We start from the raw sequence: 17,057 nt of genomic DNA, 5'->3' as shown, positions 1-17,057 counted from the left end.
AAACCTATTTATTTGAATGATAAGTATGTATTTTCTCAAATATAACTTTAACTTTCTCAGTAGAATGTTTATTTGCTTTATTTGTTCTAGATTCATGGTAACCAATATTACCATCAGAAATAACCCCATATTTATTCTTTTTTCCCTTTGGTAAAGCAATTGAAGCCCACTCTTTAGAAGCATCAACCATAGCCTGTTCTACAGTTTTATTTCCATTAATAATCAGGTTATAGATAGATGAACGACCTCTTAATAAATGTTCCTTAAAGACTCTTTCTTGCATATCATGATCATACAACTCATTACCAGTCAAATTTAGTCTTGCTTTAGCTGCCGCTAGAGTAGAAGGAATCGTTTGATATTTCCCCGTTGCAAATCTTCTTCTGTTATCATCCCATTTATATTTTTTTGCAGCCTCTAAAAGCTCATCAATAGTTTTCCCAGTAATTGTACCTGGCAAGTCATTCATTTTCCCATATTTGACCCTTTTCCCTTCAGGAGCTCCCGCATTCCAAGCTTCATAGCTACCTTCACCACTAGCAATTGCGTCCCCTAACTCTTTTACAAGATCATCAATAGTTTGGTCTGTTATTTTAGAAATAGTAGAAGTATTTACAATTATTCCTGCACAATTAAAAATAGAATTTATATTTAGTGATTTAGCAATCTCAACTATCGGCTTACCATTTAGATCTTTAATCTCTTTTTTAAAGTATTCATCATTAAAGTAAATACTCGAGAATCTTGTTACATCAAAATGAACCCAAGTAGTTGCTCCATTTGCTCCACTCTTAAATTTTGTTGGCTCTAAATATATTTTATCAGAAGCCCTTTCTTCACTTGCTCCCATTTTTACAGTCATAATTTCTTTTCTAATAAACTCTACATCTTCTATAGCCTTAGTTCTTTTCCCATTTTTTTTGATGTGTATATCTAGCGCTAAACCCATATGGTTTACTGTGGTTCTGCCTTTTTTCTTATTATCACCTATACATCTATAACCAGATTCAATATAAGCCACTTCAAGGCCTTTAGGTTTAAATTCATTTTTTAAATAGAAATTTAAAGATTTTAATATCCATATTAATGACCTATGTAATCCTGGATATTCATTGGCAGTATTAAAGCCTGACTTTGTATTTCTTCTATTCATACCATAGCCTGAACATTCTCCACAAGGGCAACTGGCTTTAGCCATAAAATTAGCAATCGGGTATTCATAATAAAACTTATCTAAAGCAACTAAAACACTGCCACATATTTTTCCAGTTTCTGGCACCCCCATATAATCTCTTTGAAACTGTTTAATACATTTCGCAGTTAAAGGAGTAAACTCATCTGTAGGTAATGCACCTCCAAATCCAGCTAATCTGATATTAACTTCTCTAATTAATTCACTTTGACCTTTTGATATACACTGAGGATTATTTTCACACAAATTTTTGGTATTGGTTTTAGGTGTTCCACTCTCTTGGCTACGGTCTTCTGTAATATCAATTTTTACCGATTCTGAAAGTGCTTTTTTCCCTTCTTCATACCATTCATTAAGTTGTTCTAACGCTTTCCTTTGGTATTCTTCAAATGTAGTAGCAATGCCTGTATCTGCCGTAGTAGCAACTTTTTTATCTTCTGTTTTACTTTTTTCTATTGGTTGAGTACTCGTTTTTTTATTCGTACTAATATTATTCCCTGTTGCAGGTGTATTAACTGGTAGCTTAATTACTTGGCCTATACTAATTCTATTAGCATCTTTTATTTTATTCAGCTTTTCAAGTGCTCGAACTGTGGTCTGATATTTCTGCGCAATAGATGATAAAGTTTCACCCTTTTCAATAGTATGTGTTTTACGCTTATAACTTCCCTGACTTCCATTATTATCAACTGTTTTTAAATCCAATAGAATTTTAGGGCTAATTACCGTGACAAGCATACGATCTTTCGACATTGTGAATGTCTGAACTTTTTTCATACCTATGCCAAAAAGGCTTTTGACGTAAATATCTAAAACTGTTCCTTTATCTCTTTGAATCTCGTATAGGCATCCTTTAGAGTTGGTAAAGCCACGCACTACATGTTGGCCTGTTTTACTATTTTTAACTTCATATTGAACTTTAGAAATTGGGTTACCCAATAAATCTAAAATTTGTATGGTTGCTAAAGACTTATTCACCATTTTTGTTTTTATATCCTAGTTATTATTATGTTCTATTAAATCTTCTACATCATAACCCTGAACATTTAATTCCCAATCATCATTAAGGCCTACTAAAACTTCAATCTTAGAAGGATCTGCTGTAGTCATTTTTTTAGTACGACCATGCTCATCAAGCTGACCTGATATATATGAATTTGTCTCTGGAATAAAAGCTTTATAAGTTAATGTACTGAAGTCAGATTGCCAAAATAAATCATATACATCCAGTCTGTTGCTATATAAAGGCTTGTTGGGAAGCTGAGGTACTTCATACGTTACGTTTGCTCCCCCCATAAAACTATGCTGCCCCGCTTTACACTCAAACTTCCCATCTGTTACTCCAAATACACCTTGTCCATTAATCTTTAACTGAGAACCACCAGCAGTAAGCACAATTTCTTTAGGGCTTATAATTTCAATTCGATCTTCAGTTGAAATAATTTTTACTTTATGACGAGCAATTGTTTCTATTGCGTCATCTTGTGCCTGGAGTTCGACCTTCCCCTTTGCCGCAATGGCTTTTAATCCTTGTTGGGCTGCAAATAAACTGATCTTGTCCTGAGAGTGAGCAATCAAAGATTTCTGTGTGGAAAAATTAATATTATCCGCAGCACTGTGGTTAATCTGCTGATCAGCTGAAAGATACAGATCTTCATTAGTTGAGAGTGCAATTGAATTCGGTGCACACAGCAGCATTAAAGCCTGTTTAAAGGTTTCAGCCTTGCTTTGATCTTGCTGTTCAATCTGATCCAGAAATTTTTTCAGATGATCTAACCCTTCTAAGGGATCTGTTTGCTGATTTTTGGCAATCTCACTTAAGGCTTTACTATGATTCAAACTAGATTCAAGCTGGCTTTTCGCAGGACTGGCATTTAAGTGATTGGCATTGGCATTTTCTTGTTTATAGGTAGAGAGAAGCAAGCCAGCTCCCGCTCTAAGTGCTCCCCATTGATCTGTTCTTAACTCAAAGCCCTCACCACGCCCGTCGCTAGCCTCATCTTCTTTTGGATGACTTAGATTTCCTAAATTTAGCTGACTGGCCCCATGACTACTTTGCAGCTGTGCACTAATCTGTCCAGTTGTATCATCGAAGCGAAGCTGGTTAAAACCTTCACCCTCCACCTCTTGAGAACGGATACCACTTAGTTTTTTAGTGAATGGCAACTGCCCCTTCTTATCAAATATAGTTTGATAACGTTCAGCTTCATGAATACGTCCAACAATAAAGGGACGATCAATATCCCCTTCGAAGAAATCAATCACTACGATTTCCCCGATACGTGGATGGAATCGGGCGCCATAACCTTCACCTGCCCATGGCGTTAGCACATCTACCCAGGCCGAATCAGTGTCATTATCATTGGCGCCAGCACCACCATCATGCTGATGATCTTCACTCCGGGTAAATAAAAAACGAACCTTTACGCGTCCCCATTCATCGACATAAATAGTCTCACCTTCAGGCCCTACCACTTTCGCCCGTTGTGGATAGGCCATTGGCCGATGTTGTAGTGGATGATATTCAGGTATCACCAGAATATCTCGACGAATTAAATACAGCTCATTGCCTTGTCTCTCGTCATCCAGAACTTTCCAGCGACTGGACAGCATGAGCTGATCCACCTGTAGCAAAATGTCTTTTGGTAAATTATTCTGGTTATAGAAGTGTTTGCCCAAAATTAAAAATTCACGCTCATTGCACGGATGTTGATCAATTTCGGGATGATCATGCAGTTCAAACCAGTAACCCACTTGGGCATCACGAACACTACTGCTGGCCTTAAAATATTTGGACTGCATGGCATGATAGTGACTAAGTTGCTGACTGAGTTGATCCAGTTGAGCTGGACTGGATGATGTAGCCTGATCTTCTCTCTTTAGGTCACTGGTCCAAGCTGGACTGATGTTCCAGACATCTTCCAGACTTAAACTGGTATGATCCTGAACACTACTTTGCTGAATATTCACTAACTGCTGGTTTTGCTCCTGCTCCAGATCTATAGCTTGCCAGCGTTGCAATGCAACACTATTTGGTACAAGTTGTCGCTCAGCAATTAGGCTGGTGATAGTATCGAATTGCTCAGTTGCATGACTGTGATGGAAGTGGATGGAACGGCGTTTTAAGGCTTGAAAATATTGCTGCCCATTAACAAGACGCAGGACTTGTGGCTGAATGGTTTGAGCTGAGATTGGAATAATTAATTCCTTTTCATCAATCAGCCAGTTAATACCCTCACTACGCCATAAGCGGGTCAGAAAATCATAATCACTTTCATTGGACTGTATGACCAATGGCCGTACATCATATTCACGATTTAGTCCGGAAAGATCCAAACTTAAACTTTTCGCAAATAAGCCACTTCGCTTTTGCCATTCAGTAAACAGAATCTCACTAATCGCTTTGATACTTTTATTCAAAAACACACGGCTATTACGGCGTTTATGCCAAAGTGAAGTCGCATCTTCGAGAGTCAGCTGATAGACACTTAAAGCACCATCGCTATGCCCCTGTTTAGCTGCGGTAATGATACCTGTAGTTCGGAAAAGCTCACCTTGATCAGTGACCTGATCAACAGCAACCTGACAGCCAATAAACTGTTTTAAAGCAATATAGGGATGAGTGGATAGACAAAGTAATTCAGCATGTAGCCCCTCATTGATCCAGTGCCTGCCTTCAATACGCTGAATCAGAACCTGAGAATTTAAAATTTCATTAGAAAATCGGAGATGAAGTGCACGCTTCTGTGAGCTTAGACCCAAGCCTTCAAGCACCGTATAAATACTCTGTAGCATTTTATAATTATTATTTGAGGTTATTTTTATCGCACTGATTTTAGGGAATAAGCTTAGAACAATCCATCTTGGTATTTATTTCACATGAATTAACCACGAATAGCCTTACCCTGAGCTTATATTCTCTATGCTTATGAAATAGAAGATGTATTCTGTTTCAACCTTTTCGATTTTTCTGATTATTTGCTGATTCACTTACTGCTACACTGAAAGCCGAATACTTTATATCTCCTACATCATCCTCGATTACAGGATAAGCCAGAGGCCAAGGACATGCTTGAGTTACATTCTAAACTTCCCAATCTGGGCGTCACCATTTTTAGCACCATGTCGGCCTTGGCACAAAAACTCGGGGCAATTAACCTGTCACAAGGTTTTCCAGATTTTCCTGCTCCACCGCAATTGATTGAAGCCCTCAGTCGGGCAGCTGAAAATGGTTTTAACCAATATGCGCCAGGTGATGGTTTACCAGTATTACGTGGGCTGGTCGCTGATCTTTATCAGCATCGTGACCAGCTCATTCTAGACCCGGTAGATGAAATCACCATTACTCCTGGCGCAACGATTGCAATCTTCTGTGCAATTCAGGCAACGGTACGAACAGGTGAAGAAGTCATTATTTTTGATCCCAGTTATGACAGCTATGCGCCAAGCGTGAAGCTGGTCGGTGCCAAACCGGTACATATCGCTCTGGCATATCCTGGTTTTTCTGTGGACTGGAATAAGGTCAAATATGCAATCAATGACCGTACCCGCATGATTGTAGTGAATACACCGCATAATCCCACCGGAACGGTATGGACAGAGCAAGACTGGCAACAGCTGATTGAACTGATTCGTGATCGCAATATTGTAGTTCTGTCTGATGAAGTTTATGAACATCTGGTATTTGATGAAGTTCGTCATCATTCTGCAGCATCATTTCCGGAACTCCGTGAACGCAGTTTTGTGATTGGTTCTTTTGGTAAAACCTTTCATGTGACCGGCTGGAAAACTGGTTTCTGTGTTGCACCGCCAGCCTTAATGCAGATGTTCAGACAGATTTACCAGTTTGTCAGCTTCTGTGGTGTAACGCCAATTCAGGTGGCTTTGACTGAATATATGCAGCTACATTCTGAACATATCCATGAGCTGTCCGGTTTTTATCAGACCAAACGGGACCTGTTTAATCATGCACTGACAGACTCCCTTTTTCACTGGACGCCATCACAAGGCACCTATTTCCAGAATCTGGATTACAGTGAAATTCGTCCTGATCTGGATGCACTGTCGATGTGCCATTATCTGGCGAAACAACACGGTGTTGTGGCGATTCCGGTATCAGCGTTTTATCAGGAGCCGCCTAAAGATTTACACTTATTACGCTTCTGCTTTGCCAAAAAAGATGAAACCTTGATAGAAGCAGCACATATTCTTTCCAAAGTTTAAAAAAATAGACTTATTGGTTACTGAAAAGCTAAGGCGTTCTTGATGCGGATCAAGGATAATTTAGTCCTGATAAATATATGAAAAATCAAGAACAGGATGTCATATGGCACAGCAAGCATTGGTTCACCAGCAGAATTTATGGAAAACATTTTTTATTTTCCTGTTACCGCTGGTCGTTACCAACATCCTGCAAAGCCTGTCCGGTACGATTAATACTGTTTTTGTTGGGCAAATGTTGGGCGTGCAAGCGATTGCAGCTGTGGCAGTATTTTTCCCGATCCTGTTCTGTCTGATGGCTTTTGTGATTGGTCTCTCTGCAGGTTCTACGGTTCTGGTAGGACAAGCTTGGGGTGCCAGAAACCTGGAAAAAGTGCGTTGTGTAGTTGGCTCAACTCTATTTATGACGCTAATTGGGGGCAGCCTGATTGCCTTATTGGGTGTATCTTTTGCCGAAAATATCTTACAGCTTTTAGGTACAGATCCGGATGTGATGCACCTTTCTTTACCTTATGTGCAATGGATGTTGGCTGGTAGCCCACTGATTTTCATTTATATTATTTATACTTCAATTTTACGTGGTGTCGGAGATAGTACTACACCACTATTTGCCTCTGCTTTGACGATTGGCGTTGGCTTGGTAGTAACACCGGTCCTGATCGCCGGTTATTTTGGTTTTCCTAAAATGGGGATCATCTCTCCAGCAATTGCAACCATTCTGGGTAATCTGGCTGTTCTGCTATTTCTCATTCTCTATTTAAATTATAAACGTCACCCTCTAAGACCAGACTGGGCGTTGATCAAAGATATTCGTCATCAGCCTCAGCTCAGCAAGATTATCCTGCGCTTAGGTATTCCGACTGGAGTTCAAATGGTGACGACTTCAGTCGCTGGTCTGGTCATTGTAGGTCTGGTCAACCGTTATGGTGCAGAAGCGACGGCGGCCTATGGTGCCGTGAATCAGGTGCTGAATTATATTCAGTTCCCTGCCCTTTCTATTGCCATTGCGGCTTCCGTCTTTGGGGCACAGGCCATTGGTGCTGGTAAAAATGATTTGCTCAATAAAGTGACCCGAACTGCCTTAAGTATGAATATCTTGTTCACAGGTAGTCTGGTGATTCTGGCTTATCTGTTTTCTAAATATCTCATGGCTTTGTTTATCACTGACCCGCAGGTCGTGGTCCTAGGTCAGCAACTTCTCTTCATTGTCCTATGGTCGATTCTGTTCTTTGGTGCTAGCGCAATTTTTGCTTCGATCATGCGGGCCAGTGGCACAGTGACAGTCCCGATGTTGATCAATATCATTGCCATTATTGGCATTGAAGTACCAGCTGCCTATATGTTCAGCCGCTGGTGGGGTTTACAAGGGATCTGGTATGGCTATGCCCTTGCCTTTGTCTGTCTTTGTATTATGCAAGGCTTGTATTACCAGTTTATCTGGAAGAAAAAGACCATCGAGGCACTGGTTTAATCTTCCGGCCTGAACTACTGGGTAAACCTTAGCAAACCACCTCTAAAGAGCGTATTTCCTGCTTAATCCATATTTTTTATATGGATTCATTTTTATTATATTTTTCAGCCATGAAGATCCTTGTTATAAGCAGTGTATTGCATAAAAATACAAGGTCTTCTCATGGCTAAACGACAAATTAAACTGGGTGCTTTTATTCCAACAACTTCGCAACATGCGGCAGGTTGGCGTCATCCTGAGTCTCGTCCTCAGAATCATTTAAGCATTGATTATGCGATTGAATTGGCGAAAACTGCTGAACGCGGCCTGTTTGATGCCTATTTCCTTGCAGATGGTCTGGCAGTCAACTGGAGTCATGGCGCTTCCAAACATAATAAGAATGTCGGTTATAGCGATAAAGTCGTGGGCTTTGAACCAGTTACCTTATTCGCAGCGATTTCAGCCGTCACCCAAAATATTGGTTTTATTGCCACTGCTTCTACCACCTATGAAGAACCGTATCTGTTGGCACGAAAATATGCCTCTTTAGACCATATCAGTAAGGGTCGTGCCGCTTGGAATGTCGTCACCACTATATCTGCTGAAACCGCGCGGAACTTTGGTTTTAGTGCACATCCGGATGCCAAAGTCCGTTATGAGCGCGCGGATGAATTTATTGAAGTTGTACAGAAGCTCTGGGATTCCTGGGAAGATGATGCATTCCTCTATGACAAAGAAAGCGGTCATTTCTTTGATGCATCTAAACAGCATGAACCTCTGCATAGCGGCAAATATTTTAATGTCCAGGGTGCACTGAATGTCCCTCGTCCACCACAAGGCTATCCAGTGATTGTTCAGGCAGGCCAGTCTGAAGATGGACGTGAGCTGGCCGCCAAATATGCCGAAGTGATTTTTACCGCCCAGCAAAGTCTATCTGATGCCCAAGCCTTCTACCGTGATGTCAAAGGTCGTCTGGCTAAATATGGCCGTCATCCGGATGATCTAAAAGTAATGCCGGGGGTTTCTGTCTTTGTGGCTAAAACCGAACAGGAAGCCAAAGAAAAATATGAATTGCTGAATAGTCTGATTCATCCAGATGTCGGTTTGGGCTTACTGTCTGGTCTGGCAGGTGATATTGATCTTTCAAACTATGATTTGGATGCTCCATTTCCTCTAGAAGACATTGAGATCAAGTCTAGCCGTCAGCAAATGATGTTCGAAATTGCAGCGAAGCATCGCTTTAGTATTCGCCAGCTATATGAATATATTGCCTCTGCTCGCGGTCACTGGACACTGATCGGAACACCTGCACAGGTAGTCGACCAGCTACAGGAATGGTTCGAAAATGAAGCGGCTGATGGTTTTAATGTCTTGCCACCAACGACACCTGCCGGTCTGAATGACTTTGTCGATTTCATCGTACCCGAGCTACAACGCCGCGGCCTGTTCCGGACCGAATATGAAGGCACAACTCTACGTGAAAACTTAGGACTGAAACATCCAGAAAACCAGTATGTGATTGCACAACAAAATACTGCGGTTGCCTCTTAAAACAGCCATTATAAAAAATGCCCGATAGGGCATTTTTTATTTCTTTAAGTTAAGCACTTGGGTAATTGGTGCGAGTAAAAATGACAAATATGGGCGAGGTTGATTTCTGTACAATTTAAAATAAATGAAGACCCTAGCCTACCAGCAAAACTGACCAAAGCTTGTAAGTAGCGGCTGTTGATCCTTCGCGATTGAGAAATTTAATACTTTTAGAATTTCTTTTTTCAACTGCTGTAGTCGCATATTCTGGCGCTTGCGTGGATAAGATAAAGGCACCTTTAAAACCTGTTCGATTCGCCCAGGATTAGCCTGCATTACCACAACTGAAGTGCTCAGCAATAAAGCCTCCGAAATATCTTGGGTTACTAAAATCACGGTAATTTTTTTGGCTTTCCAGATTCGCTGTAATTCTTTATGCAGATGATGACGCATTAGTGCGTCCAGTCCAGCAAAAGGATCATCTAATAATAAAATATCCGGTTGATTAACCAGGCTTTTGGCAATGGCCACTTTCAGATTCATGCCAGCAGACAAGTGCGATGGATAAGCATCCTTAAACGGCGTCAATTGCAGTAATTCTAGCTGTTCCTGAATTCTTCGATTTTCCTCTTCTTTACTTAAAGGGATTTGATGTAAGGCCATGCGGATATTTTCCGTTACACTGAGCCAGTTAAACAGCCGATGATCCTGATAGACAATACTGAGATTTGGAAGATGTTCAGCTGGCTGTTTTCCCTGAATCAGAATCTGTCCCTGTTGATGCTGTTCCAAACCCATCAGTAAGCGTAACAATGTAGATTTACCGCAGCCAGCATGCCACACTACACTGACAAAATCACCTGCATGAATATCCAGATTAATATCTTCGAGGACTTGGGTCTGCTGATCTGGTGCGGTGCTATAACTTTTATATAAATTTTGAATCGTGATTCTACATTGAGATTGCTCCGTCATTTTTCCTCACCTTTTGCTGCAATACACATTTAATCATTGTTCTAGATTGGATCTATCCTATTTACGAACTTGGATAAATTTCTGTCTCTTTTAGATCTGCCAAAATAGGACTCTTTTCACTATAAAAGAGTTTGGGGTAAGGAGTTATCTTGATTTTTTATTTGGTTATCAAAAGCATATATAGGTTTTAATAGCTAGACACAAACTTATAAATTTCAATATCTTAAAATTTTATTCTTCTAGAAAACATTATTTAAAATATTCCGCATAACCAAATCGCAACAATGCTTAGGGCAATAAAAAACCCGCGAATGCGGGTATTCAATTGGCTCAGCTTACCAGGCCAATTTATACTGTTCTAATTCATGCGGCACAAGCTCGACCTGCTCCTGAAAATCAAGCAAGATATCATTTTTAATGGCCGCCAGACGGTAGTCTTCACGCTTACGCGGACGTTCCAGATCCACTTTCACAATACGTTTGATTCGTCCCGGATGGGGTTGCATTACCACTACGCGATCACCTAACAATACCGCCTCTTCTACATCATGGGTGACCAGAATAGAGGTGATCTTTTCCGACTGCCAGATCCGCTGTAATTCCTGTTGCAAGTTGGCACGGGTCAAGGCATCCAAGGCACCAAAAGGTTCATCCAGTAATAAAATTTGTGGACGATTCACCAGACTACGCGCAATTGCCACACGCTGGCTCATCCCCCCAGACAGCTGACTTGGATAGGCAGTTTTAAACTGGCTCAATTGCACCAACTCCAGATGATAATCAATCAGCTCCCGCTTTTCGGCTTTGCTCAGGCCTGATTTTTCCAGCGCTAAAGCTACATTTTGCTCGACACTCAGCCAAGGGAACAAACGGTGATCCTGAAACACAATCCCGCGATCCAGACTGGTGCCCTGAATCGGTTTGCCATCAATCAAAATACTGCCTTGAAACTCGGCATCCAAGCCCACCAAAAGCCGCAATAAGGTTGATTTACCACAACCACTATTACCGACAATACTAATGAACTCGCCTGGCTGGATATTCAGATTAATCTGATCTAATACTTGTAACTCCTCCCCGTCTTTAGGGAAGTACTTGTCTAGTTTCTGGATCTGGACATGACCCTTAATATTCGCCTGTTGATTCATGTTGTTATCTCACATCTTTTATTTATTGGCCGCCTGACGCCAGCGTAAGTTATAGTTTTCAAAGAATTGTGCTGCCTTGGAAAATAACAGTCCGACAATCGCAATAATGGCCATGCCATATAGCACCACTTCCATCTGGAACAGGTTCTGTCCATCCATGATTGGATTGACCACGCCAACCGAGGACACAAAGAAATATTCTGCACCCACGGTCGCCACCCATGAAAACACCAGCGCAATATTCAAACCGGCAAAAATACTTGGGGCTGCTGCGGGTAAAATCACTTTAAAAAAAGTACGTACCGGACTAAGCTGGAAAATCTGCGCCACTTCCTTAATTTTGACCGGCACATTCTTAACCCCGTCATAGGTATTAAAGAACACCGGATAGAACACCACCAAGGCAATAAAAATCACTTTTGAAACTTCACCATGTCCAAACCACATAATCATCAGTGGAATCCAGGCAAATACAGCCACGTGTTTAATGGCGTTCAACGTTGGAGAAAAGATTCGATCCAGCCAGACGTTTAGACCCAGGGCCAAACCCAGCACTGCACCTATCACTCCACCGGCAATAAACCCTGCCGTATTGCGAAGTAGACTGGCGATAATGTTTTCTGTCACCTCGCCTGCCTGCCAGCTTTCTACAAAAGCTTGCCATACAGCAGCTGGCGGTGCCAGCAAAGCAGGATCAACCCATTGTTTTGCGGTTACGATCAACCAGGCAACCCACAGAACCAGAGGAATGACCCAGCCGCGATAATCTATTTTTTTCATGATGTTCTCTCTATCTAGCCTGATCCCAACCACGGAACTGTTTTTGTATGAGGCGGATAATGACGTCAAAGCCAAATCCCACCAGTCCAATCACCACTACAGTTGCCATCACCACATCGAGCTGGAAAATCTGACGGCCATAGACCATCACATAGCCGATCCCTTCACTTGAAGCTAGCAGTTCTACTGCAACCAGAGCGCCCCATGAACTTGCCAGAGATAAACGCAGACCACCGATAAAACTGATAAAAGCACCCGGCAGAACCACATTTTTAAATCTGGACCAGGTGCTCAACTGATAAACTTCCGCGACTTCAGTCAATTGCTGTGGAATATTGCGTACCCCTTTAAATACATTGATCGTCATCGGCACCAGCGCGGCTTTAGCAATCAGAATAATCTTGAGGGCTTCATCAATCCCGACCAGTAAAATTAACAGTGGAATCCAGCCGATCACGGGTACCAGATTAATGGCTTTGAATGTGGGCCAGATATAGGCTTCTGCTCGACGTGACAGCCCCATAGTCAGACCTAAGACCAGTGCCAGTACAATGCCGGCACTGAACCCGTAGCCAATCCGGCTCAGACTGACACTCAGATTGCTCCACAGTTCGCCGGTTTGATACAGATCTTTCAGGGCCACCCAGACCAGTTCAGGTGCAGGGAGCAATAAAGGGTTCACCCAGTTCCGTTCTACCGACACATGCCACAGATAGAGCAGCGCGATGGGGAAAAGTGCTCCGATTCCCCATATGAACACCTGATTCTGTTTTAAAAAATTCAGAATACTTTTTCGGTTCAATCTGGATACAGCACTGTCCTGTGTCAGTGTCTTGGTTGTTTCAAGCTCGATTTCCTGTAACATCACTCAACCTCCTCAAGGGCATGATGGTTATTGCCCATTGGCATTGAGAGGTTTCCAATAGTTCTGTAAATTCAGCGTTTTTAAAGCATTATTGACATACTTCGGCTCAATCCAAGAATCGACATCAATATTGCCGCGAATCAGTTTCAAGTCTTGACCCGCTTTCAGTTTTTTCTTAATTACAGCAACGTTGAAAGCATCCAGAATCGGAGCACTATGACGTTTTAGATCTACACCATCATTGGCGCGCACAAAAGTGTTATAGGAAAGGCCTGATTTCGACCATATTTTGAATAATTCAGTTTTATTGGCTGGGTTCGAATCCCAAGCCGCCTGTTTGACCAGCACATTCACAACGCGCTGTACGACTTCAGGATATTTTTGTTCAAATTTAGAATTGACCAGAATATAACCCGAACTTTGGTACTGTGCCGGTTCCTTTTTAGAACTATAAATCAGCTTGGCAACACCGCGATCAGTCACAGGGAAAATCGACTGGTTGGTAAATAAAGCATCCAGATCACCACTTGCCAGTGCTGAATAGCCGACTGGACCATCTACATTGACAAAGCGGAAGTCTTTTTCAGTAAGACCATGTTTTTTAATAATCTGGTTTAAAGCAAGATGCACGCTAGTTCCACGGAAGAAACCAATACGTTTGCCTTTCAAATCTGCCCAGCTTTTTGCGGATGATCCCGATGCCACCACCAGATAGGTATTGTCATGTGTACCGCCCGCTAAAATCAGCTTGGTATCCAGACGACTGGCCTTACCAATCAAAGCCGGTAAGTCTCCTAGCCAGGTAATATCTACCAAACCATTGGCATAAGATTCATTGATCGCAGGACCTGCACCTTTAAAGTTGTTCCACTGTACTTTAATCCCGTCTTTCTGGAATTCTTTTTCCAGCAAACCTAAAGTTTGTGTGGTGGAGTAAAAGTTGCCATAGCCCACCGGGCGGCTACCGCTGCCGACTAATGGAGATGCCAGGCGAATCACGGTCGGTTTGGCTTCTGCTGCAAAGGATTGAACAGCAGGCACTAGTGTTGCTGTGGAGAGAAGGCCAGCGAATAATACTTTTGACCATTTAAACATGTGAAAATTCCTCAAAATATAAAATTAGAATCCGTACTGGAATTGTGCGACCAGTTCGTTATAGCTCTTGTTTGTAATGTCGTTGTTGACATGGTTCAGGTTGATCTGGAACTTGGTGGTTTCCGCAAAGAATGCATTCAGGCCCAGACTGTGAATATCAACCGTTTGATCGGCTAAATTCTTGTCACGATCAATGGTGTCGTAGCGATAGAAGGCCTGATAAGATTTTGGCCACCAGTCGTCATAACGGCCCTGATTACGGAATCCTTTGACAAACTGCTCACCAAAGTTCCAGAACAAGGTACCTGTGTGTGACTCACTTTCACGCTTATAGGTCTGTGCAGTTTGTGAAATGTAGGTGTCATCTTCACCTTGCACATATTCATAGGTCACACCGAATGGATGGTGGTTATAGTAAATATCGAAGCCTTTACGCAGCACATCGCCCTTACCAGCAAAGGCCGCGCTGGTACCATCAATTTCAAATAGATTGCTCTTGCCTTGATACCAGGACAGACCAAAACTCAGTTCACGCAGCCATGAGTTATATTCAGCAGGCAAGGTATAACGCAGACGTCCAATAAAGTTTTTGTCATCATTGTCATCCGATTTATTGGCTCCATTACCATTCACCAGACCAAAGGCATAGCTGATCATTGGCGAGCGATAGTTATAACCATAGTCCACGGTTGGTAAGGCATCTCCACGCACAATCAAACCCACTTCACGCAGTGCCAGTCCATAACCTAGGCCCGGTAAACTGAACAAGGCATTGTTAATGGTGGGCTTCAAGTCTTCAGTGGCCTGAACTTCCTGGCCAAATGGCAACAGTTGCTGGCCTAATGTGACGCTCAAGCGCCCCGTGTCGGCACTTAAGGTTGGCAATACGTGATAAGTCAGTTGCGCATCCAATAAATTCAGATAACTGTTATTGGTTCCTGTCTGTGGAGACGTACCAAAACGCAGGTTGAAGTCCAGGTTTTTGCCTTCTTCATAGTCTTTATACAGGTTGCCAATAAAACCAATTTGGACTGCACCTAAATCAAACGAAGAGTGGCGGTCTTGAACTGCCATCCCGGTATTGGTACCCGTAGGTGGAGTGTGTTGTGCTTCATCGATATAAGAGGCTTTGGCCTGTACCACCCCGTTAATCAATAACTGACGTGTTGATAATGCCGTTTTGGTATCGCGGTCACGTTGTACCTGATATTTATAGTTTTCCAGGTCGCTTTGCAGACCTTGCAACTCGGCACGTGTCAAAAAGCTTTGGTCATCATCAGATTCAGTTTCTGCATCAGCAGATAGTTCAGCCTCATTAGCAGTAGTGGCTTCTGTAACGGCCTCGTTCTGGTTCTGAATCTGTGCCAACTGGGTTTTTAATTGTTTTAATGACTGCTCGAGTTGACTGACCTGTTGTTGTAACTGACCTATATCTGCATCTGCATGCGTTAAGCCAATACTCGCGCTCAGCAGAGGCAGTACCGTTGCCCCTTGTTTAAAATATTGCTTCATACAATCGACACACCTACAGTTTTGCCAGTGAAACATCAGTCGATTTGATCAGCACAATCACCTGACTTCCTACCTGCAAATCCAGCTCTTCTACAGAACGTGTCGTAATTACCGAAGTGAAAATACCCGAAGCAGTCACTACATCGACTTCAGAAACCACATCACCTTTTACAATTTCCTGAATAGTACCTTTTAACTGGTTACACACATTAATAGATTGAATTTTCATTATTAATTCCTGTTGTTTTGGCTGGAATTAATATGCATGATTTTTAATATGCAGAAAAATAATATAAATATATTTTGATATATTATTTTATAAAATCTAAAAATATTATTTTAAATCCAGTTAATCTGATAATTTAAATATTCCTTATTTTTAATCACGATATTCTCATATTGCCAATCCAGAATATTTTGACTTGCCAGATTCTTTATTTCTTTATTAATAGTTTGGCGTGAAGCAGAGATTAAATCTGCTAAATCATGCTGGGAGATCTTGAGTTTAATTTCAGTTCCCAGAGGATGAGATCGACCATATTGAATCGAAAGGTCATGCAAAACCTTGCATACTTTTTGATGTAAATTAGCGACTTGCAGGAATTTGACCTGCTGGATCAGATATTGCATCCGATGGCTGAGAATGTTTAAAGTATCCTGCTTTAAGTGATTGTTATCATTTATTTCTTCTATAAATATATGCTGCGGAATTTGCAGGACTTTGACCTGATTAAAAGCATAATAATCATAATCAATCACTTGTGTATTGAGGCAAGGAAGCAGGTTAATCAGATGCTTTTCCGAGAAATAATTAAAAGCATGAAAACGACCTGATGGGCTTAAATATCCAATCTGGATAATCCCATCAAGCAATATATATAAAGCAGTATGGCAATTTTCTTTATTTAATATCAAATCACCTTTTTGATATTTTCGAATAGTTGAATACTTTAAAATATAATCTAGTTTATCCTCAGAGATATTTTTAAATATATTTTTTAATATATCGTAATTCACATTATTTTTTGCAGTATGAATTTGCATAAAATGATCCACCCTATATTTTATTTAAATATTAGATGGATCATTAATGACTGGCGAATCATTTATTCTTGATTCTTTAGCTATTTATATGCAAAGTTTCCAATTGAATAAGAATTACTTAACCCGGATCCTGCTTAAGCCGATGATTCCTTAATTTGAATTGTTGGCTTATTTTGATGGGTTAATTGATATGCACATAGTGAGGCGTAAATTCCACTCAGAAATCCATGAAGACTACGTGCTTTA

At 41.3% G+C, this 17,057-nt stretch carries 13 protein-coding genes and 1 pseudogene; 3 read left to right on the top strand and 11 right to left on the bottom strand.

The window, feature by feature from the left end; all coding sequences use genetic code 11:
- Nucleotides 1-4: 4 nt before the first annotated feature.
- A complete protein-coding gene (locus FTV31_RS11920; RefSeq protein WP_180015064.1) occupies nucleotides 5-2,173 on the bottom strand; it encodes a LysM peptidoglycan-binding domain-containing protein in 2,169 nt (722 codons plus the stop codon).
- Nucleotides 2,174-2,188: 15 nt separating this feature from the next.
- A complete protein-coding gene (locus FTV31_RS11915; protein ID WP_180015062.1) occupies nucleotides 2,189-4,987 on the bottom strand; it encodes a type VI secretion system Vgr family protein in 2,799 nt (932 codons plus the stop codon).
- A 273-nt stretch (nucleotides 4,988-5,260) separates the two neighbouring features.
- Between FTV31_RS11915 and FTV31_RS11910 the strand changes: the two genes are divergently transcribed.
- From FTV31_RS11910 to FTV31_RS11900, 3 genes are all read left to right on the top strand, one after another.
- Nucleotides 5,261-6,415, top strand: a complete 1,155-nt coding sequence (locus FTV31_RS11910; RefSeq protein WP_180015060.1) for a methionine aminotransferase — start codon at nucleotides 5,261-5,263, stop codon at nucleotides 6,413-6,415.
- A 103-nt stretch (nucleotides 6,416-6,518) separates the two neighbouring features.
- The gene (locus FTV31_RS11905; RefSeq protein ID WP_180015058.1) at nucleotides 6,519-7,883 is read left to right on the top strand and encodes an MATE family efflux transporter; all 1,365 of its coding nucleotides are present in this window, start codon (nucleotides 6,519-6,521) and stop codon (nucleotides 7,881-7,883) included.
- Nucleotides 7,884-8,045: 162 nt separating this feature from the next.
- The gene (locus FTV31_RS11900; RefSeq protein ID WP_180015056.1) at nucleotides 8,046-9,413 is read left to right on the top strand and encodes an LLM class flavin-dependent oxidoreductase; all 1,368 of its coding nucleotides are present in this window, start codon (nucleotides 8,046-8,048) and stop codon (nucleotides 9,411-9,413) included.
- Between the two features lie 138 nt (nucleotides 9,414-9,551).
- Here FTV31_RS11900 and FTV31_RS11895 read toward each other — a convergent pair whose 3' ends face one another.
- From FTV31_RS11895 to FTV31_RS11855, 9 genes and pseudogenes are all read right to left on the bottom strand, one after another.
- Entirely contained in the window at nucleotides 9,552-10,367 is an 816-nt protein-coding gene (locus FTV31_RS11895; RefSeq protein ID WP_180015054.1) for an ABC transporter ATP-binding protein, read from the bottom strand.
- A 335-nt stretch (nucleotides 10,368-10,702) separates the two neighbouring features.
- Nucleotides 10,703-11,515, bottom strand: coding sequence for an ABC transporter ATP-binding protein (locus tag FTV31_RS11890; protein WP_180015052.1), 813 nt, complete (start codon nucleotides 11,513-11,515; stop codon nucleotides 10,703-10,705).
- Nucleotides 11,516-11,533: 18 nt separating this feature from the next.
- Nucleotides 11,534-12,295 (bottom strand): ABC transporter permease, encoded by a 762-nt coding sequence (locus FTV31_RS11885; RefSeq protein WP_180015050.1) that lies wholly within the window; start codon nucleotides 12,293-12,295, stop codon nucleotides 11,534-11,536.
- Nucleotides 12,296-12,305: 10 nt separating this feature from the next.
- A complete protein-coding gene (locus FTV31_RS11880) occupies nucleotides 12,306-13,160 on the bottom strand; it encodes an ABC transporter permease (protein ID WP_180015095.1) in 855 nt (284 codons plus the stop codon).
- Nucleotides 13,161-13,187: 27 nt separating this feature from the next.
- Complete coding sequence (locus FTV31_RS11875) at nucleotides 13,188-14,255, bottom strand: ABC transporter substrate-binding protein (RefSeq protein ID WP_180015048.1); 1,068 nt, start codon at nucleotides 14,253-14,255, stop codon at nucleotides 13,188-13,190.
- Nucleotides 14,256-14,279: 24 nt separating this feature from the next.
- The gene (locus FTV31_RS11870; RefSeq protein WP_180015046.1) at nucleotides 14,280-15,767 is read right to left on the bottom strand and encodes a hypothetical protein; all 1,488 of its coding nucleotides are present in this window, start codon (nucleotides 15,765-15,767) and stop codon (nucleotides 14,280-14,282) included.
- 13 nt (nucleotides 15,768-15,780) lie between these two features.
- Complete coding sequence (locus tag FTV31_RS11865) at nucleotides 15,781-15,996, bottom strand: molybdopterin-binding protein (protein WP_180015044.1); 216 nt, start codon at nucleotides 15,994-15,996, stop codon at nucleotides 15,781-15,783.
- A gap of 110 nt (nucleotides 15,997-16,106) precedes the next feature.
- On the bottom strand, nucleotides 16,107-16,811 hold the full coding sequence (locus FTV31_RS11860) for a Crp/Fnr family transcriptional regulator (RefSeq protein ID WP_180015042.1): 705 nt from the start codon (nucleotides 16,809-16,811) through the stop codon (nucleotides 16,107-16,109).
- A gap of 134 nt (nucleotides 16,812-16,945) precedes the next feature.
- Nucleotides 16,946-17,057 (bottom strand): annotated as a pseudogene (locus FTV31_RS11855) (IS982 family transposase); the annotation flags it as partial.

The organism is Acinetobacter sp. YH16031 (assembly GCF_013417335.1).
GTDB lineage: Bacteria > Pseudomonadota > Gammaproteobacteria > Pseudomonadales > Moraxellaceae > Acinetobacter.
This window is presented reverse-complemented; position numbering and strand designations above follow the sequence as displayed.

What these genes read in the sequence shown, in the direction of transcription:
- FTV31_RS11865 (WP_180015044.1), bottom strand. Translation starts at nt 15,996, where the DNA reads ATGAAAATTCAATCTATTAATGTGTGTAACCAGTTAAAAGGTACTATT.
- FTV31_RS11870 (WP_180015046.1), bottom strand. Translation starts at nt 15,767, where the DNA reads ATGAAGCAATATTTTAAACAAGGGGCAACGGTACTGCCTCTGCTGAGC.
- FTV31_RS11875 (WP_180015048.1), bottom strand. Translation starts at nt 14,255, where the DNA reads ATGTTTAAATGGTCAAAAGTATTATTCGCTGGCCTTCTCTCCACAGCA.
- FTV31_RS11890 (WP_180015052.1), bottom strand. Translation starts at nt 11,515, where the DNA reads ATGAATCAACAGGCGAATATTAAGGGTCATGTCCAGATCCAGAAACTA.
- FTV31_RS11880 (WP_180015095.1), bottom strand. Translation starts at nt 13,160, where the DNA reads ATGTTACAGGAAATCGAGCTTGAAACAACCAAGACACTGACACAGGAC.
- FTV31_RS11895 (WP_180015054.1), bottom strand. Translation starts at nt 10,367, where the DNA reads ATGACGGAGCAATCTCAATGTAGAATCACGATTCAAAATTTATATAAA.
- FTV31_RS11905 (WP_180015058.1), top strand. Translation starts at nt 6,519, where the DNA reads ATGGCACAGCAAGCATTGGTTCACCAGCAGAATTTATGGAAAACATTT.
- FTV31_RS11910 (WP_180015060.1), top strand. Translation starts at nt 5,261, where the DNA reads ATGCTTGAGTTACATTCTAAACTTCCCAATCTGGGCGTCACCATTTTT.
- FTV31_RS11860 (WP_180015042.1), bottom strand. Translation starts at nt 16,811, where the DNA reads ATGCAAATTCATACTGCAAAAAATAATGTGAATTACGATATATTAAAA.
- FTV31_RS11885 (WP_180015050.1), bottom strand. Translation starts at nt 12,295, where the DNA reads ATGAAAAAAATAGATTATCGCGGCTGGGTCATTCCTCTGGTTCTGTGG.
- FTV31_RS11900 (WP_180015056.1), top strand. Translation starts at nt 8,046, where the DNA reads ATGGCTAAACGACAAATTAAACTGGGTGCTTTTATTCCAACAACTTCG.
- FTV31_RS11915 (WP_180015062.1), bottom strand. Translation starts at nt 4,987, where the DNA reads ATGCTACAGAGTATTTATACGGTGCTTGAAGGCTTGGGTCTAAGCTCA.
- FTV31_RS11920 (WP_180015064.1), bottom strand. Translation starts at nt 2,173, where the DNA reads ATGGTGAATAAGTCTTTAGCAACCATACAAATTTTAGATTTATTGGGT.